This is a genomic window from Streptomyces scabiei 87.22 (genome assembly GCF_000091305.1).
GTDB classification, from domain to species: Bacteria; Actinomycetota; Actinomycetes; order Streptomycetales; family Streptomycetaceae; genus Streptomyces; species Streptomyces scabiei.
The window spans coordinates 1,680,019-1,703,335 of record NC_013929.1 but is presented as its reverse complement, the minus strand read 5'-3'; the positions used below and the strand labels follow the sequence as shown (position 1 = coordinate 1,703,335).

21 protein-coding genes are annotated in these 23,317 nt (G+C 70.0%); 15 read left to right on the top strand and 6 right to left on the bottom strand.

The features are described 5' to 3' along the window. Window positions 1-335 precede the first annotated feature (335 nt). From SCAB_RS07210 to SCAB_RS07140, 15 genes are all read left to right on the top strand, one after another. Complete coding sequence (locus SCAB_RS07210; protein WP_012999396.1) at window positions 336-1,451, top strand: ArsR/SmtB family transcription factor; 1,116 nt, start codon at window positions 336-338, stop codon at window positions 1,449-1,451. A gap of 100 nt (window positions 1,452-1,551) precedes the next feature. After that, the gene (locus tag SCAB_RS07205; RefSeq protein WP_158512230.1) at window positions 1,552-2,721 is read left to right on the top strand and encodes an indoleamine 2,3-dioxygenase; all 1,170 of its coding nucleotides are present in this window, start codon (window positions 1,552-1,554) and stop codon (window positions 2,719-2,721) included. Continuing rightward, the gene (locus tag SCAB_RS07200; RefSeq protein WP_037729155.1) at window positions 2,718-3,608 is read left to right on the top strand and encodes an alpha/beta hydrolase; all 891 of its coding nucleotides are present in this window, start codon (window positions 2,718-2,720) and stop codon (window positions 3,606-3,608) included. Before SCAB_RS07205 ends, SCAB_RS07200 begins: the two co-directional genes overlap by 4 nt. A gap of 126 nt (window positions 3,609-3,734) precedes the next feature. After that, window positions 3,735-5,024 (top strand): kynureninase, encoded by a 1,290-nt coding sequence (gene kynU / locus SCAB_RS07195; protein WP_012999393.1) that lies wholly within the window; start codon window positions 3,735-3,737, stop codon window positions 5,022-5,024. Continuing rightward, window positions 5,021-6,517, top strand: a complete 1,497-nt coding sequence (locus tag SCAB_RS07190; RefSeq protein ID WP_012999392.1) for an amino acid permease — start codon at window positions 5,021-5,023, stop codon at window positions 6,515-6,517. The genes kynU and SCAB_RS07190 overlap by 4 nt, the downstream gene beginning before the upstream one ends. Beyond that, window positions 6,507-7,982 (top strand): 2-hydroxymuconic semialdehyde dehydrogenase, encoded by a 1,476-nt coding sequence (locus SCAB_RS07185; protein WP_012999391.1) that lies wholly within the window; start codon window positions 6,507-6,509, stop codon window positions 7,980-7,982. Before SCAB_RS07190 ends, SCAB_RS07185 begins: the two co-directional genes overlap by 11 nt. Beyond that, the gene (locus tag SCAB_RS07180; RefSeq protein WP_012999390.1) at window positions 7,979-8,830 is read left to right on the top strand and encodes a 2-keto-4-pentenoate hydratase; all 852 of its coding nucleotides are present in this window, start codon (window positions 7,979-7,981) and stop codon (window positions 8,828-8,830) included. Before SCAB_RS07185 ends, SCAB_RS07180 begins: the two co-directional genes overlap by 4 nt. After that, a complete protein-coding gene (locus SCAB_RS07175; RefSeq protein ID WP_012999389.1) occupies window positions 8,827-9,792 on the top strand; it encodes an acetaldehyde dehydrogenase (acetylating) in 966 nt (321 codons plus the stop codon). Before SCAB_RS07180 ends, SCAB_RS07175 begins: the two co-directional genes overlap by 4 nt. Beyond that, complete coding sequence (gene dmpG, locus SCAB_RS07170) at window positions 9,774-10,814, top strand: 4-hydroxy-2-oxovalerate aldolase (protein ID WP_037729158.1); 1,041 nt, start codon at window positions 9,774-9,776, stop codon at window positions 10,812-10,814. Before SCAB_RS07175 ends, dmpG begins: the two co-directional genes overlap by 19 nt. Then, complete coding sequence (locus tag SCAB_RS07165) at window positions 10,811-11,572, top strand: 2-keto-4-pentenoate hydratase (RefSeq protein ID WP_012999387.1); 762 nt, start codon at window positions 10,811-10,813, stop codon at window positions 11,570-11,572. Before dmpG ends, SCAB_RS07165 begins: the two co-directional genes overlap by 4 nt. Continuing rightward, a complete protein-coding gene (locus SCAB_RS07160; protein WP_012999386.1) occupies window positions 11,572-11,994 on the top strand; it encodes a RidA family protein in 423 nt (140 codons plus the stop codon). Before SCAB_RS07165 ends, SCAB_RS07160 begins: the two co-directional genes overlap by 1 nt. A gap of 26 nt (window positions 11,995-12,020) precedes the next feature. After that, window positions 12,021-12,542 carry a 3-hydroxyanthranilate 3,4-dioxygenase gene (locus SCAB_RS07155; RefSeq protein WP_012999385.1) on the top strand — a complete coding sequence of 174 codons (522 nt, stop codon included), beginning with the start codon at window positions 12,021-12,023 and terminating at the stop codon, window positions 12,540-12,542. A gap of 4 nt (window positions 12,543-12,546) precedes the next feature. Continuing rightward, window positions 12,547-13,563, top strand: a complete 1,017-nt coding sequence (locus tag SCAB_RS07150) for an amidohydrolase family protein (RefSeq protein WP_012999384.1) — start codon at window positions 12,547-12,549, stop codon at window positions 13,561-13,563. Window positions 13,564-13,640: 77 nt separating this feature from the next. Then, a complete protein-coding gene (locus SCAB_RS07145) occupies window positions 13,641-14,855 on the top strand; it encodes a PucR family transcriptional regulator (protein ID WP_012999383.1) in 1,215 nt (404 codons plus the stop codon). Window positions 14,856-14,911: 56 nt separating this feature from the next. Then, entirely contained in the window at window positions 14,912-16,132 is a 1,221-nt protein-coding gene (locus SCAB_RS07140) for an MFS transporter (RefSeq protein ID WP_012999382.1), read from the top strand. Window positions 16,133-16,573: 441 nt separating this feature from the next. On the opposite strand, the gene SCAB_RS07135 is transcribed toward SCAB_RS07140, so the two are convergent. The 6 genes from SCAB_RS07135 to SCAB_RS07110 form a co-directional block, all read right to left on the bottom strand. After that, window positions 16,574-18,037 (bottom strand): benzaldehyde dehydrogenase, encoded by a 1,464-nt coding sequence (locus SCAB_RS07135; protein WP_037729160.1) that lies wholly within the window; start codon window positions 18,035-18,037, stop codon window positions 16,574-16,576. A gap of 67 nt (window positions 18,038-18,104) precedes the next feature. Then, a complete protein-coding gene (locus SCAB_RS07130) occupies window positions 18,105-18,623 on the bottom strand; it encodes a flavin reductase family protein (protein WP_037729162.1) in 519 nt (172 codons plus the stop codon). Between the two features lie 30 nt (window positions 18,624-18,653). After that, on the bottom strand, window positions 18,654-19,454 hold the full coding sequence (locus tag SCAB_RS07125; RefSeq protein WP_012999379.1) for an SDR family NAD(P)-dependent oxidoreductase: 801 nt from the start codon (window positions 19,452-19,454) through the stop codon (window positions 18,654-18,656). An 18-nt stretch (window positions 19,455-19,472) separates the two neighbouring features. Beyond that, on the bottom strand, window positions 19,473-20,795 hold the full coding sequence (locus tag SCAB_RS07120) for an acyl-CoA dehydrogenase family protein (protein ID WP_197696209.1): 1,323 nt from the start codon (window positions 20,793-20,795) through the stop codon (window positions 19,473-19,475). 16 nt (window positions 20,796-20,811) lie between these two features. Continuing rightward, window positions 20,812-21,636, bottom strand: a complete 825-nt coding sequence (locus tag SCAB_RS07115) for a hypothetical protein (protein ID WP_012999377.1) — start codon at window positions 21,634-21,636, stop codon at window positions 20,812-20,814. Between the two features lie 173 nt (window positions 21,637-21,809). Further along, window positions 21,810-23,255 carry a FadR/GntR family transcriptional regulator gene (locus SCAB_RS07110; protein WP_012999376.1) on the bottom strand — a complete coding sequence of 482 codons (1,446 nt, stop codon included), beginning with the start codon at window positions 23,253-23,255 and terminating at the stop codon, window positions 21,810-21,812. Window positions 23,256-23,317 lie beyond the last annotated feature (62 nt).

Genomic DNA, 23,317 nt, shown 5'->3' with positions numbered 1-23,317 from the left:
ACCAGGCGACATCCGGGTCGCTGGAGGGCTGTCCGGGGCGAGCCCCTTGGCGTAGGTACCGATGACGGTGGCGTCGACGCAGGCTGAGCCGTCCCAGTGGCCGTCGGAGCCGGCCATGCGGCTTGCTCAGCGCGCGGCGGCCGCGGCTCCGTCCACGCCGATCACCCTCGGGACCACCTGCTGTGGCAGTGGCAAGTGCCGCAGATGGCGCAGCGCGGTGCTGCGGGAGACCGGCACGGCCAGCGGACGCCGTCCTGCATACGCTCAGCATGTCGGGGTAGGCACGGCGAGATACGGCGTGCCCGCGGCCGTTGCCCGGTAGAGGATGACGGGTCATGACGATCGTGTTCCGGATTCCGGCCACTGGTGCGGAGCGGGTGGGGTTCGCCTACTCGCCGACGATGGAAGCCGTACTGAGTCTCCATGTGCTGGTGGAGCCCAAGCACCACCCCGTCCAGCACGGTTGGGTGCGTGCCATGCGCAAGCTGTCCCCGGCGCTGAAGCGGGAGATCGAGGCGTTCTCCTACGCGGTGCGCTCGTACTTCCCTGAGTTCCTCTTTCCGCAGCCGACCGGCGGACTGACTGACTTCGCCGACGAGCTGGCCGCCCTGCGCACGGCGGATCCGGAGCTGGTCCGGCTGGAGTTCGCCATCCCGCTGCTCACGCCCTGGCCGGGCGGCGGCCAGGGCAGGGATCCGCACGTGCTGGACGAACCGGACGTACGTCGGCTGCTGCGGGAGCGGCTCGCACGGGAGAGCGACGACGCCATCGTCGCGATGCTCCTCGACGACCCCCGCGCGCTGCTCGAACGGTTCCTGAGCATGCTGGAGCGCTACTGGCGGGAGGCGTTCGAGGAGGAATGGGCACGGCTCGAACCCGAACTCGCCGCCGGCGTCAGCGAGGCCGGGCACCAGATCGAGCAGCGCGGTCTGTACGGGATGCTGCGCGGCCTGTGGCCGGAGGTGCGCAGCGATCCTCAGACCGAACGCTTCTGGCTGGAGCGACCGCACGATCACGAGGTCGCCATCGGTCCGGACGACACTCTCGTACTCGCCCCCAGCGCCTATGTGTGGCCGCACGTACGCGTCAACTGCGACGGTCCGTGGCCTCTCGGCCTCGTCTTCCCGGTCTCCTCCATCGCCCGGGAAGCCCGCCCAAGGATTCCACCCACCCAGCTCGTCGGCACGTTGCGGGCGCTCGCCGACGACACCCGGCTGCGTGCCCTCCGGCTGATCGCCGAACGCCCACGCAGCACCCAGGAACTGGCCCCGCTCGTCGGCGTCAGCGAGGCCGCCCTGTCCAAGCACCTGCGCGTGCTGGCGGACGCGGGCCTGCTGGAGCGCCGCCGCGAGGGCTACTACGTCCTGTACCGGCTCGTGCCCGGGCAGGTGGCGGGCCTGACCCCGGGCCTGGAGAGCTTCCTGAGGGGCGACGACACCGCGACGTCATAGTGCCCGAGCCCAATCGGAGGGCGCCGAGTTCGTGCCGGCGTCCATATGCCCCAGCTCGTGGGAAGGGCAGCCTCGTGGAGACGCACGAGGAGGAAGCGCAGTGATCCCTGAAACGACGCGCATACGCGCTCCCCGGCCCCGAGTGGCCGCGCTGGGCGAGTACGCCATCGATGCCGTGCACGGGTTCGTGCCCGCCGAGGACCCGGTGGACGCGCTGCCGGCGTACTACGAACCGTGGGAGCGGCTCGCGCGGAACATCGCGGCCCTGATCATGACAGGGCGGATGCGCCCGGCGGTCGAATCGCTGCCCGTCCTCGCACCGGACCGGCTGCACTCCAGCGGGGAGCAGGAACGGGCCATGCTGCTGTTGTGCTCTCTCGCGAACGCGTACGTGTGGGCCACCGACACACCCGCGGACACGCTTCCGGCGCCGTTGGCGCAACCGCTCCACGCGCTCGCCGAAGCCCTGGACCGGGCGCCGATCATCTCCCACGCCTCCATCGTGCTCCACAACTGGCGGCGCATCGACGCCGACGAACCGCTGAGCATGTCGAACATCGACACCCAGGTGACGTTTCTCGGCGGCGTCGACGAGAAGTGGTTCTATCTGGCGACGGTGGGCGTCGAACTCGCCGGCGCTCCCGGGCTGCCCCTGCTCGTGAGGGCCCAGCACGCGGCGGCGGCCGAGGACCAAGGCGGTCTCACCGAGGCGCTGCTCGGTATCCGCGATGTCGTCGACAAGGTCACCGACGCTTTCCTCGACGTCGAGCGCTGGTGCGATCACTACGTCTTCTACCATCGCATCAGGCCGTTCCTCACGGGATGGTCCGCGCCGGGGCTGCGCTTCGAGGGCGTGGACCGGGAACCGCTGGTGCTGGCCGGCGGGAGCGCCGCACAGAGCTCCCTCATCCAGGCCTTCGACGCCGGACTCGACATACCGCACCCGCACGGGATGACGGCGGGATTCCTGACCGGCATGCGCGCATACATGCCCGCGCCGCACCGTCGCTTCCTGGAGGATCTCGAGGCCGGTCCCTCGGTCCGTGAATGCGTCGAGCGCAACCGCGGCACCCACCCACGGCTCGGCGACGCGTACAACGCGGCGGTGGACGCCCTGGTCCGGCTCCGGGCCCAGCACATCGGCATCACCGGGCGCTACATCAAGCGGTTCCAGAGCGACCAGGAGACCGCCAAGGGAACCGGCGGCAGCGACTTCGTCGCCTTTCTGAAGAAGTCGCGGGAGGAGACCACCGATCGGCTGCTGCCATGACAGCACCTGTGTACGGGGACTTCGACCAGGACCAGCTGGACGCCCAGTACTCACCCAGCAGCATGGTGGACGACATCCGGCCGTTCCTGGACGACTACGCGGACCGCAGCCGTCTCGCCCAACAGGAGCTGGCCGCGGTGGCCCGCCGCGACCTGCGCTTCGGACCGGGAGACGACGATCGGCTGGACGTCTACGGTCCCTCGGGACCGGGCCCGGAAAGCCGACCCGCTCTGTTCTTCGTCCACGGCGGATACTGGCAGCAGCTGTCCAAGGAGGACACCGCGTTCCCGGCTCCCGCCATGGTGCAGGCGGGTGCTGTCTACGCCACTCCGGACTACACCCTCGCCCCGCGAGCCCGGCTCTCGGACATCGTCGACCAGGTGCGCAGGGCCTTCGTCTGGCTGTGGCGCCGGGCGGCCGACCATCGCATCGACCCCGAGCGGATCGTGGTCTCCGGATCCTCGGCCGGCGCTCACCTGGCCGCCATGCTGCTCGCCACGCCGTGGCGGCAGTGGGGTCTGCCCGCGGACCCCATCGCGGGCGCGGTGCTCTTCGGCGGGATCTACGACCTGACCCCGGTACGGCAGACCTACGTCAATGACGTCGTGGGCATCGACGGCAGCGAGGTCCAAGACTGCAGTCCGCTGTTGCTGACGCCTTCGGTCCGCTGCCCCATGGTGATCGCCTGGGGAGAACGTGAGACGGACGAGTTCAAGCGGCAGTCACGCGCGTTCGCGGAACATCTGCGCCGGCAGGGCTGCCCGGTCACCGCGTTCGAGCAGTCCGGGCGCAACCACTTCGACTCTCCCGTGGAACTCGCCGTGCCCTCCGCCCGAGTTCATGCCGAGACCCTCCGTCTGATGCGTCTGGCCGCGGCTCGGCGCTGACCGCTTCACTCCCCGCCACCAGAGCGACCAGCCCGCTCATGACCACCTTCGGCCCACGCGCTCCGCTTCGGCGCCTGCGTCGACCCGCATCGGTCATCCGGCTCCATTTCCCAGAAGGGTATTGCCTTGCTCGCGCGATCCACCGCCTCCGAAGCCGAGGCCCACCAGCTCGACGAAGCCCTCCCGGGGCTCCGCGAGCTGTTCCACATACCGCCCGCCGACGGCGGCAGATACACCGAGACCGCGTACCTCGCGGGCAACTCCCTCGGCCTGCAGCCCAAGGCCACCCTCGCGGAACTGACGGAGGACCTCTCCGACTGGAGCCGCTTCGGCGTCGAAGGCCACCACGACGCCGTACGCCCGTGGTTCGGCTATCACCGCCTGCTGACCGAGCCGGCCGCGCGCCTGGTCGGGGCGCTGCCCGAAGAGACCGTCGTCATGAACTCCCTGACGGTGAACCTGCATCTGCTGATGGTCTCGTTCTACCGCCCCCAGGGCGAGCGGACACAGATCGTGATCGAGGACAGCGCCTTCCCCTCGGACAGCTACGCGGTGCGCAGCCACGTGCGCTTCCGGGGCCTCGATCCGGACCAGGCGGTCACCAGGCTGCGTCCGCGTCCCGGGGAGGACTGCCTGCGCACGGAGGACGTCGTCGACTTCCTCGACCGGCACGGACACACCGTGGCCCTGATGCTGCTGGGCGGCGTCAACTACCTCACCGGCGAGCTGATGGACGTTCCCGCCATCACCGCGGCCGGCCACGCCGCGGGCGCGACGGTCGGCTGGGACCTCGCCCATGCGGCAGGCAACGTCCCGCTCCATCTGCACAACTGGGACGTCGACTTCGCCGCCTGGTGCTCCTACAAGTACCTCAACTCCGGACCCGGCGCTTTGTCGGGGGTGTTCATCCACCAGCGGCACGTCACCGACCGCGGCCTGCAGCGCCTGGAAGGGTGGTGGAGCACCGACGCCGCCACCCGGTTCCGGATGGAACCGGTCTCCCAGCCGCCGGCCACCGCCGACGCGTGGGCGATCTCCAATCCGCCGATTCTCGCCATGGGCCCGGTGCGCACCTCGCTGGAACTGTTCGACGCCGTCGGCATGGCGGCGCTGCGGGCGCGCAGCGAGAAGCTGACCGGGTACCTGGAGGGACTTCTCGACGCGATCACCCACACCCGTCCGCTGACGGTGATCACTCCCAGGGACACGCAACGCCGAGGTGCCCAGCTGTCGTTGCGCGTCGGCCGTACGAGCGCGGCTGCCCTGGCCCGCAAGCTGCGCCACGAGCACGGAGTCGTCGCCGACGCCCGCGAGCCGGACATCATCCGGCTGGCGCCGGTGCCCCTCTACTCCACCTTCCACGACTGCTGGCGGGCCGCCGACGCGCTGGCCCACTGCGTACCGGAGGAAAGATGACCCAGACCGGCAACGCGGCCCCCCTCCCGCCTGGGCAGGCGGCCGTCGCAGGCGGGGACCAACGGCCCCCGGGCGAGCTCGTACGCTCGCTCACCCACCGCCAGACCACCATGATCGGCCTCGGCTGCGCGCTGGGCACCGGCCTCTTCCTGGGGTCCGGTTCGGCCATCGGCATAGCAGGCCCTGCCGTGATCCTCTCCCACATCGCGGGCGCGGTACTCGTCGCCATCATCGCCCGGGTGCTGGCGGCGATGACCATCGCCCATCCCGTGCGCGGAACCTTCGGGACCATCGCCCACCTCTATCTCGGCCCCTGGGCGGGCTTCGTCGTCCGGTGGCTGTTCTGGGCCGGAACGACGGTCGCCATCGGCGGCGAGGTGGTGGCCGCGGCGATCTACATCCGCTACTGGTGGCCGCAGGCCCCGATGCTCCTGCTCATCGCCGCCGTCTCCGCGCTGGTACTGGGCGTCAACCTCTTCAGTGTCGGGTCCTTCGGCTTCGCGGAGTTCTGGCTGTCGAGCGTGAAGGTGACCGCAGTGGTGGTGTTCATCGCGGCAGGACTGCTGCTGGTGTTCGTCGGACTGCCGCACACGCCGGCCACGGGCCTGGGAAACCTCACCTCGGGTGGCGGCTTCTTCCCCAACGGGCTGACGGCCGTCTGGACCGCCCTGTCCGTCGTGATGTTCGCCTTCGTGGGATTCGAGACCGTCTCCATCTCGGCGGCGGAGGCAGCCGACCCCGCACGGTCCATCCGCACCGCGATGCGCGCGCTCATCTGGCGCCTGGGACTGTTCTACATCCTGTCCATAGGGCTCATCGTCACCCTCGTGCCGTGGCGGGACGTCGCAGGCGGTGACGGGGGCGTCGACGGCAGCCCGTTCGTCCACGTCTTCACCCAGGTGGGCATTCCGGCCGCCGCCTCGCTGACCAACGCGATCGTGCTGATCGCGGCGATCTCCTCGGCCAACGCGCAGCTCTACGCGGCCAGCCGCTTCCTGGACTCCCTGGGCCACGACAGATGCGCCCCCGCCGCCGTGGCCCGTCTCAGCCGCCGCGGGGTCCCGGTGCGGGCCCTGCTGGTCTCCGCCGTTGGCATCGTCGCGGCAGCCCTGCTGGCCGCTTTCAAGGTCAACAGCGTCTTCAACCTCCTGGTCTCCGTCGCCATCTTCTCCGTCCTCCTGGTGTGGCTGCTGATCCTCGCGTCCTACCTCGCGTTCCGCCGCTCCGCTCAACCGGCCGCACCGCAGGACCTGCGGGTTCCGGGCGGTGCCTGGACGGCCTGGGCCGGCATCGCGGGTGTGCTGGGGGTGGCCTCGACCGCCGCGGTGGTGCCCGTGATGGCGCAGGCCGCCTGGGTCGGCTCCGGCTTCACCCTCGCCCTGCTCCTGGTCTACGCCCTCAAGGTCCGCCACGTGATGTGCCGGAACGCACCCGTCGCGCCGAACAAGGAGGCGGGCGAACCCAACCCTCAGGAGGCACCCCATGTCCGCTGAACCGCTGCCCGTCATCCGCAACTTCGTCGGCGGCACCTTCGCCGAACCCGACGAGGAACGCTGTTTCACGAAGACCGACCCGGCCACCGGCACGCCCCTCGCCCAGGTGCACGAGGCGGACCGGCCCCTGGTCGACCGCGCGGTCCGCTCGGCACGCGGCGCCTTGGTGGACGGCTGGGCCCACACTCCCGTACGGGAACGCGCCGCGCTGCTGCGCCGGGCGGCCGACCTGATCGAGCAGCGCTTCGAGGAGTTCGTGGCCGCGGAGGTCGGCGACACGGGCAAGCCCGTGACCCAGGCCCGCGAACTCGACGTCGCCCGCGCGATCGCCAACTTCCGTACTTTCGCCGACATCGTGGCCGCGGCCGGTCAGGACTCCTACCTCACCGACCTGCCGGACGGGCGCCAGGCCCTCAACTACGCGGTGCGCAAACCGCTGGGCGTGGTGGCCGTGATCGTGCCCTGGAACCTGCCGCTGCTGCTGCTCACCTGGAAGGTCGCCCCCGCGCTCGCCTGCGGCAACGCGGTGGTCGTCAAGCCCAGCGAGGAAACCCCGTCCACCGCGGCCTTGCTGGCCGAGGTGCTGGCCGACGCCGGCCTGCCCGCCGGAGCCTACAACGTCGTGCACGGCTTCGGCGCCGGTTCCGCGGGCGAGTTCCTGGTGACCCATCCGGGCGTGGAGGGGATCACGTTCACGGGATCGTCCGCCACCGGGACCGAGGTCATGCGGGCGGCGGCGCCCGGAGTGCGCCCGGTGTCCTTCGAACTCGGCGGCAAGAACGCCGCGATCGTCTTCGACGACGTCGATGTCGACGAGGCGCTCGACGGGCTGTCCCGGTCGGTGTTCACCAACACGGGCCAGGTGTGCCTGTGCACCGAGCGGGTCTACGTCCACCGGGCCGTGTTCACGGACATCGTCGACGGCCTGGCCGAGCGGGCCGGCCGGCTGCGGCTGGACGACCCGTTCAGCGCGCACACCACCACCGGCCCGCTGATCTCCCAGGAGCACCGGCGCAAGGTGCTGCGCTACTACGACCTCGCCGAACAGGCAGGCGCCAAGGTCGTCACCGGGGGCGGCACTCCGGACCTCGGGCCCGGCCTCGACGGCGGCGCCTGGATCGAACCCACCCTGTGGACCGGGCTGACCAACGCCGACCGCCCCGTACGCGAGGAGATCTTCGGTCCCGTCGCCGCGCTCATCCCGTTCGACACCGAAGAGGAGGCCATCGCCCTGGCCAACGACACCGACTACGGTCTCGCCGCCGCTGTGTGGACCAACGACCTGCGCCGCGGTCACCGTGTCGCCCAACGCATGGACGTGGGCATGGCCTGGGTCAACACCTGGTTCCTGCGCGATCTGCGCTCTCCCTTCGGCGGTGCCGGGCTCTCCGGCATCGGCAGGGAAGGCGGCGCCTCCTCCCTCCACTTCTACACCGAGCCCACGAATGTGTGCGTGCAGCTATGACGACCGACACCGACACCGAGCCGAACACACCCGCCCCGCCGACGGGAGGAGACGACGCCGTCGAGGCCGCCGTCTCCCGCCTGACCCGCGCAGCCGCCACCGGAACGCCCTGTGCCCCCGTCCGTGACCTGCTCGGCGACACCGGCGTCGACACCGCGTACGAGGTGCAGAGCCGTCTCGCCTCCGCGCGGCTGGCCGCGGGAGCACGAAGGGTCGGTGCCAAGATCGGCCTGACCGCGCCCGCCGTACAGGAGCAGTTCGGCGTCTTCGAACCCGACTTCGGGATGCTCTTCGACGACATGGTCCTCGCCCATGGCGAGCCCGTCGCCCTGGACCGCTTCATACAGCCGCGCGCCGAGGGGGAGATCGCCTTCGTCCTCGACCGTGATCTCGACCGGCCCGGCGCCACCGTCGCGGACGTCCTGCGCGCCACCGCCTTCGTCCTGCCGGCCGTCGAGATCGTGGACTCCCGCATCGCCGGATGGGACCTGACCATCACCGACACCGTCGCCGACAACGCCTCCAGCGGCGCCGTCGTCCTCGGCACCGTCCCGCACACCCTGGCCGGGCTCGACCTGGCCCGGGTCGGGATGACGCTGTACCGCGACGACGAGCCCGTCTCCTTCGGTGCCGGTCACGCCTGCCTCGGCTCCCCGGTCGTCGCCGTCACCTGGCTGGCGCGCGAACTGGCCCGCCGGGGCCGGCCCCTGTGCGCCGGCGACGTGGTGATGTCCGGTGCCCTGGGACCGATGGCGGAGATCAACGACGGTGGCCGCTACCGCCTGGAACTGGACGGACTCGGCACGGTCGAGGCCCTCATCGAGCCCCGTACGGAGGACAGCGCATGAGCACCGGAACCACCGCCCGGGCCGACGGCGTCAAGGTCGCCGTCCTGGGCTCGGGGAACATCGGAACCGACCTGATGGTCAAGGTCATCCGGCAGTCGAAGAACCTGCGCATGGCGGCCTTGGCGGGCATCGACCCGGCCTCCGAGGGCCTGGCGCGCGCCCGGCGCCTGCACGTGGCCACCACCCCTGCGGGAATCGACGGTCTCCTGGAGATGGACGAGTTCGCCGACGTCCGGATCGTGTTCGACGCGACCTCGGCCGGCGCCCACGCCCGGCACGCCGAAGTCTGCCGCGCCCACGGCAAACTGCTTGTCGACCTCACGCCGGCCGCTTCGGGGCCGCTCACCGTCCCCTCGGTGAACCTGGAGAAGCACCTCGCCGCCGACGACGTCAACATGGTCACCTGCGGCGGGCAGGCCACCGTACCCGTCGCCGCGGCCGTCTCCCGGGTGACTCCGGTGGCCTACGCCGAGATCGTGGCTTCCCTCTCGACCCGGTCCGCCGGGCCCGGCACCCGCGCCAACATCGACGAGTTCACCGAGACCACCGCCCGGGCCCTGCGCGAGGTCGCGGGCGCGGCCACCGCCAAGGCCGTCATCGTGCTCAACCCGGCCGACCCGCCGGTGTCCATGCGCAACACCGTCTACTGCGTCGTCGAGGACGCCACGGCCGGCACGCTGCGCGCCATCGAGGACTCGGTGGGGCAGGCGGTCCGGGACGTCCAGGAGTACGTGCCCGGCTACGAACTCGTGCAGGACGTGCAGTTCGACGCCCTGCGGGAGGTGTGGATCCCGCACCTCGGCCGGCATGTGACGGGCACGCAGGTCACCTGCTTCCTCCAGGTCCGCAGCGCCGGCCACTACCTGCCGGAATACGCCGGCAACCTCGACATCATGACCTCCGCCGCCCTGCGGACAGCCGAGCGCATGGCCGAACTCCGAGGATGGGTGAGCAGCAAGTGAACCTCTACGTCCAGGACGTGACCCTGCGGGACGGCATGCACGCCGTCGGGCACCGCTACACCACCGCCCAGGTCCGCGACATCGTGGCCGCACTCGACCGGGCCGGGGTGGACGCCATCGAGGTCGCCCACGGCGACGGCCTCGGCGGCTCCAGCGCCACCTACGGCTTCGGGGCTCACACCGACGAAGAATGGATCCGGGCCGCGGCCGAGGTGATCGAGAACGCCACCCTCACCACCCTGCTGCTGCCGGGCATCGGCACCATCGCCGACCTGCGCCGGGCCCGTGCTCTCGGCGTGGGCAGCGTGCGCGTGGCCACCCACTGCACCGAGGCCGACATCAGCGCGCAGCACATCGCCTGGGCCCGCGAGAGCGGCATGGACGTCGCCGGGTTCCTGATGATGAGCCACATGGCCGCCCCGGCCCGACTCGCCGAACAAGCCCGGCTGATGGAGTCCTACGGAGCCCACTGCGTCTACGTCACCGACTCCGCCGGCCGACTGACCATGACCGATGTGGCCGAACGCGTCGACGCCCTGCGCCAGGTGCTCGCCGACGACACGCAGATCGGCATCCACGCGCACGAGAACCTGTCGCTGTCCGTCGCCAACAGCGTCACGGCCGTCGAGCACGGGGCACTGCGCGTGGACGTCGCGCTCGCCGGACAAGGGGCGGGCGCAGGGAACTGTCCAGCGGAGCCGTTCGTCGCCGTGGCGGACCTGCTCGGCTGGAGCCACGGCTGCGATCTGTTCGCCCTCCAGGACGCCGCCGAGGACCTCGTACGTCCCCTGCGGGAGCGGCCCGTCCAGGTCGACCGCGACACCCTGACCCTCGGCCGCGCGGGCGTCTACTCCAGCTTCCTGCTGCACGCGGCACGCGTGGCCGCGCGGCACCGGCTCGACTCCCGCCTGCTGCTCCAGGAGGCCGGCCGCCGCGGTCTGGTCGGCGGCCAGGAGGACCTTCTCACCGACATCGCCCTGGACCTGGCCCGCGTGCCCGCCGAGGCAGGAGAAACAGCATGAGCACCCCCGATCGACTGGAACTCGCCCTGCGTCTGCACACGGCTGCTCACCGGCGCACCCCCGTCCCCAGCCTCGCCGACACCCACTCTCTCGGCATCGACGACTCCTACGCCGTGCAGGAAGCACTGGTCGGCCTGCGGCAGACCGGGGGAGAGCGGCTCACCGGCGTGAAGCTGGGCTTCACCAGCAAGGCCAAGATGGCGCAGATGGGTGTCTCCGAGATCATCGTGGGACACCTGACCGACGCCATGCGCATCGGCGACGGCGCCGAGGTGGAACTGTCGGACTTCATCCATCCCCGGGTCGAACCGGAAGTGGCGTTCCGGCTGAGCCGACAGGTCGATCTCGACGACCCCGCGACCGACATCGCATCGTGCGTGGACGCGGTCGCACCGGCCATCGAGATCATCGACTCCCGCTACCAGGACTTCCGTTTCACCGTCACCGACGTCATCGCCGACAACACCTCGGCCGCCGGTTACGCCGTCGGCTCCTGGCACCCGCTCACCGACATCGCGAACAAGGCGGTGCGGCTGCGCACCCCGCAGGCGGAGGCCGTCGGATCCACCGCGGCGATCCTCGGAGCACCCCTGGCCGCCCTGCACGCCCTGCTCGACATCTGCCGCAGGCGCCGTATCCCCCTCGCCCCCGGGCAGATCGTCCTGGCCGGCGCCGCCACTGCGGCCCTGCCGCTCACCCCTGGCGTCACCTTCTGCGACATCGCTGGGCTCGGCACCGTAACCCTGAAGGGCCGCTGATGAACACCGCACGCGTAGTCGACGGGCAGGCCGCCCCCCGAGGACGGTTCCCGCACGTCAAGGTCGTCGGCGACCTCGTCTTCGTCTCCGGCACCAGCTCCCGCAGGCCGGACAACACCTTCGCGGGAGCCGAGGCCGACGCCCTGGGCACGACCACCCTCGACATCCGGGCCCAGACCCGCGCCGTCATCGAGAACCTGCGCGCCATCCTGCGGTCGGTCGGCGCCGACCTGGAGGACATCGCCCAGATCACCGCCTACCTCGTGAACATGAACGACTTCGGTGGCTACAACGAGGTCTACGCCGAGTACTTCGACGCCCACGGCCCCACCCGCACGACGGTCGCCGTCCACCAGTTGCCGCACCCGCACCTGCTCATCGAGATCCAGGCCATCGCCACCCTCAGCCGCTTGGGACACTGACCCGCCATTTTCCAAGGAGACACGTCATGACCGTCCTCCCCGAGGTCATCCATTTCCAGAAGTGGATCGACGACCACGCCCACCTGCTCAAGCCGCCCGTGAACAACCGCACCATGGCCCTGGGCGCGGACTTCATCGTCCAGGTCGTCGGCGGCCCCAACCAGCGCACCGACTACCACGTCGACCCGTACGAGGAGTGGTTCCACCAGGTGCGCGGCGCCATGTACGTCGACGTCATGACCGAGAACGGCCCGCGCACCGTCCACATCCGGGAGGGCGAGAGCTGGCTGCTGCCCGGGAACGTGCCGCACTCCCCGCAGCGCCCGGAAGCCGACAGCATCGGCCTGGTCATCGAACGCGTCCGAGAGTCGGGCACCCTGGAGAAGTTCCAGTGGTACTGCCCCGCCTGCCACGCCCTCGTCCACGAGGTGGAGCTCCAGGTCACCGACATCGTGGCCGACCTGCCCCCCGTCTTCGCCGCCTTCTACGACGACCGGCAGGCCCGGATCTGCGGCTCCTGCGGGGCCGAGCACCCCGGGAAGGGATGACCCCGTGCCCGAGCACTCGCACGAGGCCGACACCATCGACGTCCACACCCACTACGTCCCGCACGGCTGGCCCGACCTCCGCGCCGACGCCGGTCCCCAGGCGCCCTGGCTGCGCGTCGAGTCGGAGGCCGACGCGATGATCATGCTCGGATCCCGGGAGTTCCGGCGAATCGGCGCCGAGTGCTGGGACGCGTCGGCCCGTCTGAAGGACATGGACGCCGACGGCATCGGCATGCAGGTTGTCTCACCCACGCCGGCCTTCTTCCACTACGGCCGCAGCGGTGCCGAGGCGGCACGGATCGCACGGATCTTCAACGACCTGGCCCTGGACATCGTCGCCCCGGCCCCCGACCGCCTCGTCCCCTTCTGCCAGGTGCCGCTGCAGGACCCCGACGCGGCCTGCCGCGAACTGGAACGCTGCCTGGCCAACGGGCACCGGGGAGTCGAGATCGGCAACCACGTCGGCGACCACGACCTGGACAGCGCGGGCGTCGTCACCTTCCTCCAGCACTGCGCCCTGCTTCAGGTCCCGGTCTTCGTCCACCCCTGGGACATGGACGACTCACCCCGACTGCGCCGCTGGATGGCGCAGTGGCTGACCGCCATGCCCGCCGAGACCCATCTGTCGCTCCTGGCGATGATCCTCGGCGGGGTCTTCGACCGTGTCGACGACCGGCTGAAGATCTGCTTCGCGCACGGCGGAGGATCCTTCGCCCTCTGGCTCGGACGCATGGACAACGCCTGGCGGGGCCGCCCCGACGTGGTGGGCACCTCCGCACACCCGCCGTCGCACTACATCGGCCGGTTCCACGTCGACTCCGTCGTCTTCGACCCGCGCGCCCTGCGCCTGCTGGTGGACACCTACGGCGCCGGACAGGTCATGGTCGGCAGCGACTACCCGTACCCGCTGGGCGAGCGGCCCGCGGGCCGGGTCGTGCGCGAGAGCGACTTCCTCTCTGCCGAGGAGAAGGCGTCGATCCGCAGGGGCAACGCCGAACGCTTCCTCGGGCTCGCCGGTTGAGAGGCGGCGCCCGGTGCCGGGCCAGGACCAGTGCACAAGCCGCCTAACATGACTGCCGGACCTGCGGAGGTGGTGAGATGTCCCAGCTGGGCCGCGACGGCACGGCCGGTCGGCGTGAAGACCTGTTCTCGGTCATCGACGCCGCCGGGGAACTCCTCAACGTGCCGATCGTCCTGGAGGACACCGAGTTCCGGGTGCTCGCCTGGTCGAAAGGACAGCAGAGCGCGGACGAGGAAAGGGTCTCCGGAATCCTGGAGCGGCAGGCCCAGCCCTGGCTCGTCGAGGTGCTGCGCTCCCGGGGGGACATCGCCCGCCTGATCGCCTCCCCGGAGCCCGTCTTCCTGGACCCGGCCTCCGACCGGGCCAAGCCCCGGATGGCCTGCCGGGTCCAGCACGACGGTCCGCACCTGGGGTACCTGTGGGCCACCACCCAGACCCCGTTCGACTCACAGCAGACGGCGCACTTCCGCGCCGCCGCACGGACGATCGCCGTCCGTATGAGCCATGACGGACAGGGCACCACCGAGCAGGACGACCTGGAGGCCCTCCTGTTCGGGACGGCGGACGCCGAACAGGCCGCCGCGCGGGTGGGGCTGTCCACCACCAAGGCCACTGTCCTGGCCGCCGCGCCGGGCCGGCCGGCGCACGACGCGGCCTTCGGCGAGACCCCGTCGGACATGCTGCGTCTGTACCTGACGACCGCGCACCCCCGCTCCCTCGTCACCCGGCACGACCGCGCCACCTACGCGGTGCTGCCCTGGCCGGCATCCACGGACGACGCCGAGGCCAGGGCCCGCTCGGTGAACGTCGCCCGGGACCTGTGGAACCGTGCGGCGCTGCGGGAGCGCATCGTGCTGGCCGTCAGCTCCGCCGTTGCGGAACCCGGCCGGATCCCGTACGCCAGATCCCACGTCGACCGGATCACCGGACTGCAACAGCAGTACCCGTCGGCCCCCCGCGTCGCCGCCTTCGAGGACGTCCAGCTGCTGTACGCCCTCTCCCGGCTGCGGGGCGCCCTCCGCCAGGACGGCGAGACCCTGGGCGGCGCCGTCTCCGCACTGGAACGCCACGACCGGCACCAGCACACCCAGCTCCTGGCCACACTCCGCTGCTACCTGGACCACTTCGGCGACACCAACGCCGCCGCCGCGCAGCTGCATCTGCACCCGAACACCTTCCGCTACCGCCTCCAACGCATCAGAGAGGTGAGCGGCTTCGACCCGCGTGACGCGCAGACGCGCTTCCTGGCGGAACTGCACCTGCGCATGCGCGATCTGGAGATCCCCGACTGATTAGTGTTCCGACGAATAAGTTGAGCAGTGCGGGGGCCGCCGAGGACCCTTTCGGCATGGCACTGCTCAGCGACCGCAACCTCCTGCTGCTCTTCGTCGGCCAGGGCGTCTCCCGACTCGGCGACGGCCTGTACACCGCCGCCGTCGCCTGGCAGGCATGGGCCCTCACCCACAACCCGTCGGCGGTCGCGCTCGTCACCGTGGCCGCGTACGCCCCGGCGTTCCTGGCCACCTTCGTGGCCGCCTCGTACGCCGACCGCTACGACCGCAGACGCCTGATGATCGGCACCGACATCGCCCGCGCGGCCGTGGTGGCCGCCGGTGTTGGGATGCTGCTGGCAGGTGCGCTGAACCTGACCGTGCTGGTCCTGGGAACGGCCCTGCTGGCCCTCATCGGCGCGCCCTTCGCACCGGCACGGAACGCGATCGTGCCCCAGATCGTGCCGGCCGAACACCTGCAGCAGGCCAACGGCGTGCTCCAGGTCGCCTTCCGAGCCGCGTTCTTCGTCGGACCGCTGCTGCTCGCCCCGCTGCTCGCCTTCGCCTCCTTCCCGCTGGTCATGGCGGTGGACGGTCTCACCTTCCTGCTCTCCGCGGCGGCCCTGTACGCCCTGCGCGTCCGCCGTCCCGCCCCGGCCGGGCCGCGCGTCCGGCTGGGCGCGGACCTCGCCGCCGGCCTCGCGGCCCTGCGGGCGGCGCCCGATGTGCTGGTCGTCATCGCCACCTTCGTCCTCGCGCTCGCCGTGGCCAGTGGGTTCCTGGCCGTCGGTCTGGTGGTTCTGGTCGGCCAAGGCGGTGAGTACGGGCTCATGCTGGGCATCGCCGGCCTCGCCGAGATCGCCGGCGCCCTGGTGCTCGTACGCCTGCCTCTGCCCAGACTCGCCGTGACCGCGGTCCTGGCCTGGGCCCTGCTCGGAGCCTTCCGCCTTCCGCTGGGCCTGGTCCACGCGCCTGCGGCCATCGCCGTGCTCCTCGCCGTCACCGGACTCGCGTCGGCCCTGACCGACATCCCGTTGATCGCCTTCGTCCAACAGCGCATTCCCGAGGCCCACCTCGCCAAGGCTCTGGGCCTGTGGGAGGCCGGTATCGCGGGCGCGCTGGCGGTGTCGCCGTTCCTGGCCTCCAGCGTCATCGGACACATCGGAGTGGATCGCGCCTTCATGGTCTCCAGCGCCGTGCTCATAGCACTCGCGCTCGCTGCCGCGGTCGCGCTCACAGCGATGTCAGGAGCCCGCAGCCGCCCCACCGAGCGCGTCACGGTCCTGTCGCAGCCGTGACCCCTTGGCGACAAGTTTCTCGGCTTCGGCGATGGACCGATGGCCGGGCACGAGCACGCTCCTTCGGGCCGCCTGAGAAGCCATGAGACATTGACGGCACGCAACCCGCTCATGGCCCAATGCGCATGAAAGCCATGGCGACAGCCGACCACCGGCCGAGCGGCGCTCGCGGCGCCGCTCTTCGTGATGCGGCGGAAGCTGTTACGGGCCCTCAGCTGCATCGTGGGAAATGATCTTGAGCGGGATGGCGACGGCTAGGGGCCATTCGTAGCCGCTGGCCAGCGCGTTTCGTCGGTGTCCCTATGCCCCTGGACTTACGAATATGCGAGCGGGGAGGCTGATGCCGCTGCGGTTACCCGCTCAGTCTGGGGGAGATTGCGGCCCGGCACCCGTTTCAACTGATTCACGGTGACCTGAGCTCCGCGCCGGGGCAGCCTGGAATCAGAAGGGGTAGGCGGGGATGTCGCCCCGGACGGTTACCCACTGCTGCTCAGTGAAGGCCTCGAGGTTCGCGGTGGCGCCGCCGTGACGGGAACCGTTGCCGGAGTCGCCGCGCCCGCCGAAGGGCACGGTGGCCTCGTCGTTGACCGTCTGGTCGTTGATGTGCACGAGCCCGGTGGGAATGCGTTCGGCCAATACCAGACCCTTGGCGATGTCCCGGGTCAGCACGCCCAGCGAGAGTCCGTACTCGGTTCCGGTGGCCAGCCTCACCGCCTCGTCCAGATTGTGGAAGGGCACCACGGGTGCGACCGGGCCGAATATCTCCTCCCGGTAGGCGCGTGCGGTCAAGGGGACGTCGGCCAGCACGGTCGGCCGGTACAGAAGGCCATCGTAGGTGCCGCCTGCCACGAGCCGGGCACCTGCCGCCACAGTGTCGGTGACGACGGCGTGCGCGGCCTGCAACTGCTGCTCGTCGATCATGGGGCCAACTGTCACCTCGCTCCTCGCCGGGTCTCCCACTGTCACGGCATTCGCCCGCCGGACCAGCGACTCGACGTACTCCTCGGCGATCGACGCGTGCACCAGATGCCGGCTTGAGGCCATGCAGATCTGCCCCGCATGGTGGAAGGAGCCGAACGCCCCCGCGGACGCCGCCTTCTCCACATCCACGTCGTCCAGGACGATCAGCGCCGAGTTGCCCCCCAGTTCGAGGTGGACGCGCTTCAGATGCCGCGTTGCCGCTGCCGCGATCGCTTTTCCGGCCCTCGTGGATCCGGTGAAGGCGATCACGGGCACCTGGGGGTGATCCACCAGTGCCGCGCCGACGTCAGCGCCCCCCGGCAGTACGTGCAGCAGGCCGCTGGGGAGTCCCGCCTCCTCGAAAACCCTCGCGATCACCACACCGCCGCAGATCGCGGTCCGGGGGTCGGGCTTGAGGACGACGGCGTTTCCCAGAGCCAGCGCCGGAGCCACCGCTCGCATCGCCAGCACCATCGGTGCGTTGAACGGGGAGATCACACCGACAACGCCGACCGGGCGCCGACGGGAGAACGACAGCCGGTCCTCCACGGAGCGGAGCACCTCCCCGAACGGCGCCGCGGACAGCGCCGCGGCTTCGTGGCACTCCTCCGCTGCCCCGTTGGAGGTCTGGAACTCTGCGAACGCCCTGAGCGCCCCCGACTCCCGCACGATCCAGTCGGTGATCTCGGAGTGGTGCTCTTCGAACAGGTGCGCAGCACGCCGCAGGACCTGTGCCCGTTCGACGTACGGCAGCGCCGCCCACTGCTGCTGCGCCCGCACCGCCTGCCCCACGGCCCGGCCCAGATCGTCAGGCGTGGCCGCACCGACACGCCCCAGGGTCTCACCCGTCGCCGGCTCGAGCGCGTCGTACGTCTCGCCCGAACCCTTGATCCACTCACCGGAGAAGATCCTTTCCGACCAGTCGCCTGCTTCCAGAAACGTCATGATGTTCTGCTCCTCGTAAGGTGATGGGGGGTCAGCCGCTGCCGCGATTGACATCGCCGCCCGTCGGTCAAGCCGAAGCATGTGTCCGGGCGGGGGGCTGGGACGGGCCGAGTCGCTCGAAGTGCCCTTGATGGAACACCAGCGGCCTGACCTGCGGAAACAACGCGGTCCCGTGCAGCCGCAGCACGGCGATCACGTGGTCGCCCGCCTCGACTTCGGAGTCCAGCGCGCATTCCAGCCACAGCACCGTGCCCGGCAGGAAGACCGCGCCGGATTCCCCGGCCTCCCATCGGACATCCGCGAAACGATCTTCCGCCGAGGAGGCGAGCGCCCGGCACAGGGTCCCGTGGTCCTCGGCGAGCACGCTGACACCGAGGCTCGGCGCCTGGCGCAGCGCCTGCCACGTGCGGGAAGTGCGTGCCGCGCAGAACGACACCAACGGCGGTTTCAAGGAGACCGGCACGAACGAGCTCGCCGCCATCCCGACGGGCCGGCCACCCACGAGGGCGCAGACCGCCACCACTCCGGACGGCAGGTGACCGAACGCGTGGCGCAGCTCTTCGGGTGTCTCCGGGGATGCTTGCATCGACACTTCTCTCCTCGCCGCCTGAGCGGTTCAGTTGATGCCGCCGTCGATGACCAGGTTGACGCCAGTCACGAAGTCGGCGCGGGGGCTGGCCAGGTAGCAGACGGCGGAGGCGATGTCCTCCGGCCGACCGATGCGGCCGGCGGTCTGGCGGAACACCTCGACGGCGATGTGGCGCTCGTGCGCCTGCCACCCGCCCTCCAGCCGCATCTCGGCAGCGATGGCGGCGAGTTCCGCGGCGGAGCCGGGCGTGTGGATGATGCCGGCACTGATGGAGTTGGCCGTGATGCCGGTTCCGGCCAGGCCGCGGGACAGGCTGCGTGTCATGTTGATCTCCGCTGCCTTGGCCGCCTGGTAGTCGGGGAAATTGGGCGGTTGGTGCAGGGCGATGGCGCTGGCGATCTGGATGACGCGTCCCCAGCAGCGCTCCCTCATGGCGGGGACCAGGCTGTTGACCAGGGCTGCGGTCGAGATCACGTTCAGCTTGTAGGTCTCGAGCCAGTTGTCGGGCGAGGTACCGAACCAGCCGTCGCGCTCCCAGCCTCCGTGGCGTCCGCCCGCGTTGTTGACCAGGATGTCCACGCCGCCGGAGTCGAGCAGTCGCCGGCAGACGGCGTCGACCTGGTCGGCGTCCGTGAGATCGCCGAGCACCTCGTCGGCCTGGCCACCGTTCTCCCGGATCATCGCCGCGATCTTGGACGTGCGCTCCCCGTTCCGGCCGTGCACGACGACGTGGGCGCCCTCGTCGGCCAGTGCCAGCGCGATACTGGTGCCGATGCCCGAGCTGCTGCCGGTGACGAGGACCCGCTTGCCGTTCAGTTCGAGGTTCATGATGTCTCCTGGTCCGGCTCAAGCGACGGGTTCGACGATCCGCGGGGCCTCTGCGGCCTTGGCCACGCCGGGCACGGCCGCCATGCCGTCGCTGAATGGTGTCTGCCCCATGAGATGCCGTCCGCTGATCTCCGCCGCCGGGTCGAGCCGGGTGGAGCCGTGGGTCAACGCCACCCGCGCATCGCGTGCGAAGCGCTGAATCGGGTTGCGCAGACTGACCGTGGACGAGCCGAGCGCGATCTGTATCGCGTCGATGGCGGCACCACAGACATTGCCGGCGTGCACGAAGTCCATGGTGATCTCGGACTCCTCGGCCGCCGTGAACGGCTGTCCGTCGCGCGCCTTGCGGTCGATGTGGTCCGCGCGGCCGAACAGCAGGCTTTCCGCCGCGTTGATCATGGCGCGCGTCTTGCCCGCGACGACCTGCACCGACGGAGTGGCAGCCAGTGTGTCGTAAGGGAGGTTGAAAGGCTTCTTGCGCCGGCTCTGGTCGACGAAGCAGTCGAAGGCGCCCTTGGCCATTCCCAGGACCACGGCCATGGTCTCCATGGCCACGATGAGCATCAGGCCTCGGGCGTCGAGGGCGAAGCCCAGCCCCGCGTAGCGTTGGTGCAGGCCGTCCAGACGCCCCGGCATACCGGCGAGATCCGCGACGCGCCGTTCGGGGACGAAGACTTCCGCAGGTGTCGTGACGCTGTTGCTGGACGAACCGGACAGTCCCATGACGTGCCAGTCGTCGACGATCTCGTACTGGCCCTTCTCCAGCAGTGCCATCGCGCGCGTCGTGGTGCCGGGGGCTGTCTCCACCTCGATGCCGACGACCAGATAGGCGGCGTGCTTGGAGCCGCTGCCGAAGCCCCACTTGTTCCCGGCTTCGATCAGGTAGCCGCCCGGAACCGGGCGGGCCTTCTGAATCCTCTCCGAGAACAGCGAGGCGCTCACCACGACCGGCCCCGGCCACTGCGGAGCGCGTGCGTAGACCTCGGTGACCGTCTCCTGCGGGAAGGTGAGCATGACCCGGGTGAACCCGCTCGCGATCATGGCGGTCCAGCCCGCCGATCCGTCGCCGCTCGCGGCCGCGCTGACGATTTCGGCCAGATCGCGCGCTCCCAGGGCATAGCCGCCGAATTCTATCGGCACTGAGGCCCGAAACACTCCGGCCTCGTGCAGCGCATCGAGCGTGGGCGACGCCAGACAGCCGATTTTCTCACCTTCCAGGGCGTTCTCCCGGATCAGCGGTACCACTGCCCGCACGGCGTCACGGATGCGGCGCCCCTCCGGTGTCGTGAACGGCGACTCGTGGATAGACCCTGCTTGAGTCATATCTGGCGCTTCTTTCATGTACGTATCCTTTCTCTCACCAAGCCGATGGCGTGCCGAGCGGCAGGATTTCTCGTATTTCGTCGATACTGCGTATTTCGTTGTCGACCACTTTGAAGAGGGCCATCATGTAAAAAGAGCCGCTGTCGGGCCGCGGGCTGCCGGGGACGGGGTGGAAGTCGACGACGACCACACTCGCCGCGATCCCGCGGGCCACGTCGACAACGGGACAGCGGCGCCCACGGGCCGTCGGTCTGGCGCCTCGGGTGTTGTTCAGGCAACTCGCGACGGTGTGCACGGTGGCGTCCGGAGACAGCAGAGTGGTGAGGGTGTTCGTCACCTTCTTGCCGTTGTCGTAACGGTCACATCGGTATCCGAAGCGAGCCAGGCTGCCGTCGCTTTCCTGCAGTGCGGTCCAGTAGCTGTCCGCCGCGAGGACCAGCCCGTCCCGGTCGCAGGCTCGGTCGGGGGGAACCGGTGCGTCGTAGAGCACGTCGGGTGCCAGCAACTGGTCCACATCGGCGAAGTGCCCGCTCGGATCGGTACTGATGACGGCCTCTGCCTCGGTCACCTCGTCCCCGACGACCTTCAGTCGCAGGCCGAACGGCCGGCGTTGTCCCGCCGCGACGACGACCCCCATGGTGATGAGCTGCCCCTGGACCGGATCGGCGAAGGTCTGTAGGCCGAGGAAATCCTCGGCGGTCGCCCAGAGTCCATGTCCTGGCGCGGTCTCATCGGCGTTCTCCGTCGCCCGGAAAGAGTGCGCGAGGCTCGCGAGGCCCGGATCGTGCCCCACCAAGCTCTGCAGGAAGCTCTCCCCGTGCCTGAAAAGGTCCCGCTCGGGTTCCCAGCCGTGCGTCATTCCGACACCACCTGTCAGGGTTCGCATTCCTGCCCGCCTCCGCTCTGTGCGTGGATGTTTCCTATCGGTCCACGCAGATTGACCCTAGGCCTCGGCCCTCTCGGTAACCAGACGGCGTATTCGGGTCTGCCAGGGTTATTGACTGCGAAGGGGCCGGGTGCAATTCACCTGATTCACCGGAATTCCGGCTCCTGCCCTTCGAGCACGGCTTGGCGGTACTGCGCGAGCATTTCCTGTTTCATGGCCTGAAGCCGGGCTGCTTCCGGTGCGTCACGACGGCCGATGGCCCGCAGGACATCATGTGTGGACTGGGCGAAAAACTCGATGACCCAGGACGGCGCATGCAACTCCTCGCTCATGCTCCAGGACACATAGGCCTTGATGCCATTCACGAAGAGCGACAGCAGCACATTGCGCGCCAGGCGGTTCTGCAGCCTTTCGATCAGCTGAAAACTGGCTATCGGCGCGGCACTCGTCAGTTGTCGCAGTTCATCGAAGAGCGCGTCGAAAAGCTCGGCATCGCGGGGACCTGTCTTCCTGGCGGCGATCTCGGCCATCTCGATCATGAGACTGCCGAGTGCCAGGGCGGCGCCCTCGGGCGGTTCGGAGTGCGATGCGAGGTAGACGCAGACCTGACGGCTCAGGGGGGCTGGGCCCGGGCACCGGGTCACCAGGCCGTGTCCGCGTCCGGGCAACGTGACCGCCGTCTCCGCGTCCTCCATCATGCGGATCGCCTGGCGGATGACGCTGCGATCGACGCCGAATCGTTCGGCCAGTTCGCACTCGTTGCCCAGTGGCCGGCCTCGCACCCATTCCCCTGGCGTGATCTCCGACATCATCCGCCGCACGGCCGCGAACGCGGGTATGCGCATCTGCTCGAGCGGCTCCGGCACCGGCGTGCCCTTCCAGTCGCCCGTCCGTGCGACCTGCGCGAGGGTGTCCCGCGCCGCGCCGCAGAAGAGCGGACGCGCCTGACGCACGGCGTCCTCCGTACGGCCGCGATCGAGGTCATGGATGATCCGCTGCCGTATGTCGGCCAGCGCGTCGGCCTCCAGGGCGGTACTCATCCGCGGCAGCAGTGGGGCCAGGACGTCGTTGAAGTACTTCAGCGGACCGCTGTCGCTTGCGCCGATCACCTCGGTGGCGAATCGCCCGAGCAGCGCGGCGGTGTCCGGCATCTCGCCGTCGTCCGCCGCATGGTTCTCCCACAGCGGCCTTCCGCCGGCCTGCCGTGACCGGTCGCCTATGAGACGTACGGCGCTGATGTGCACGGCACTCCACGCCTCGACGATGTCCGGCAGTCCCAGGCCGGTGAGGTAGGCGTAACCGCCGATCATGACCAGCAGATGTGTGCCGCCCGGCCTGGCGACTGCGATGCCGCCCTGCGGGCCGCGCCGTACCCGCACCTCGTCACGTGCCTCCAGCACGCGTACGGCCTCCCGCATGACGTCCCGGCCGACGCCGTAGTACGCGGCCATGTCGGCCTCGCTGCCGTACACCTTGCCGACCGGCCAGCCGTCGCGGATGAAACGTTCCTCCATGTCCCGGGAGACGACCAGAGGCAGTTTGGTCAGTCGCTCCTGGTCGCCGACCACGCTGGAGTAGAGCTCCGACAGCATTTTTCCGGTCGCTCCGGTCGCTCCGGTCGCTCCGGTCGTACGGGGGTGCCGTGCTCCGCCGG

Coding starts and splice junctions, on each gene's coding strand:
- SCAB_RS07210 (WP_012999396.1), top strand. CDS start 336: ATGACGATCGTGTTCCGGATTCCGGCCACTGGTGCGGAGCGGGTGGGG.
- SCAB_RS07180 (WP_012999390.1), top strand. CDS start 7,979: ATGACGACCGACACCGACACCGAGCCGAACACACCCGCCCCGCCGACG.
- SCAB_RS07120 (WP_197696209.1), bottom strand. CDS start 20,795: ATGAAAGAAGCGCCAGATATGACTCAAGCAGGGTCTATCCACGAGTCG.
- SCAB_RS07130 (WP_037729162.1), bottom strand. CDS start 18,623: ATGCAAGCATCCCCGGAGACACCCGAAGAGCTGCGCCACGCGTTCGGT.
- SCAB_RS07145 (WP_012999383.1), top strand. CDS start 13,641: ATGTCCCAGCTGGGCCGCGACGGCACGGCCGGTCGGCGTGAAGACCTG.
- SCAB_RS07155 (WP_012999385.1), top strand. CDS start 12,021: ATGACCGTCCTCCCCGAGGTCATCCATTTCCAGAAGTGGATCGACGAC.
- SCAB_RS07110 (WP_012999376.1), bottom strand. CDS start 23,255: ATGCTGTCGGAGCTCTACTCCAGCGTGGTCGGCGACCAGGAGCGACTG.
- SCAB_RS07135 (WP_037729160.1), bottom strand. CDS start 18,037: ATGACGTTTCTGGAAGCAGGCGACTGGTCGGAAAGGATCTTCTCCGGT.
- dmpG (WP_037729158.1), top strand. CDS start 9,774: ATGGGTGAGCAGCAAGTGAACCTCTACGTCCAGGACGTGACCCTGCGG.
- SCAB_RS07115 (WP_012999377.1), bottom strand. CDS start 21,636: ATGACGCACGGCTGGGAACCCGAGCGGGACCTTTTCAGGCACGGGGAG.
- SCAB_RS07185 (WP_012999391.1), top strand. CDS start 6,507: ATGTCCGCTGAACCGCTGCCCGTCATCCGCAACTTCGTCGGCGGCACC.
- SCAB_RS07175 (WP_012999389.1), top strand. CDS start 8,827: ATGAGCACCGGAACCACCGCCCGGGCCGACGGCGTCAAGGTCGCCGTC.
- SCAB_RS07190 (WP_012999392.1), top strand. CDS start 5,021: ATGACCCAGACCGGCAACGCGGCCCCCCTCCCGCCTGGGCAGGCGGCC.
- SCAB_RS07200 (WP_037729155.1), top strand. CDS start 2,718: ATGACAGCACCTGTGTACGGGGACTTCGACCAGGACCAGCTGGACGCC.
- SCAB_RS07140 (WP_012999382.1), top strand. CDS start 14,912: ATGGCACTGCTCAGCGACCGCAACCTCCTGCTGCTCTTCGTCGGCCAG.
- SCAB_RS07125 (WP_012999379.1), bottom strand. CDS start 19,454: ATGAACCTCGAACTGAACGGCAAGCGGGTCCTCGTCACCGGCAGCAGC.
- SCAB_RS07160 (WP_012999386.1), top strand. CDS start 11,572: ATGAACACCGCACGCGTAGTCGACGGGCAGGCCGCCCCCCGAGGACGG.
- SCAB_RS07165 (WP_012999387.1), top strand. CDS start 10,811: ATGAGCACCCCCGATCGACTGGAACTCGCCCTGCGTCTGCACACGGCT.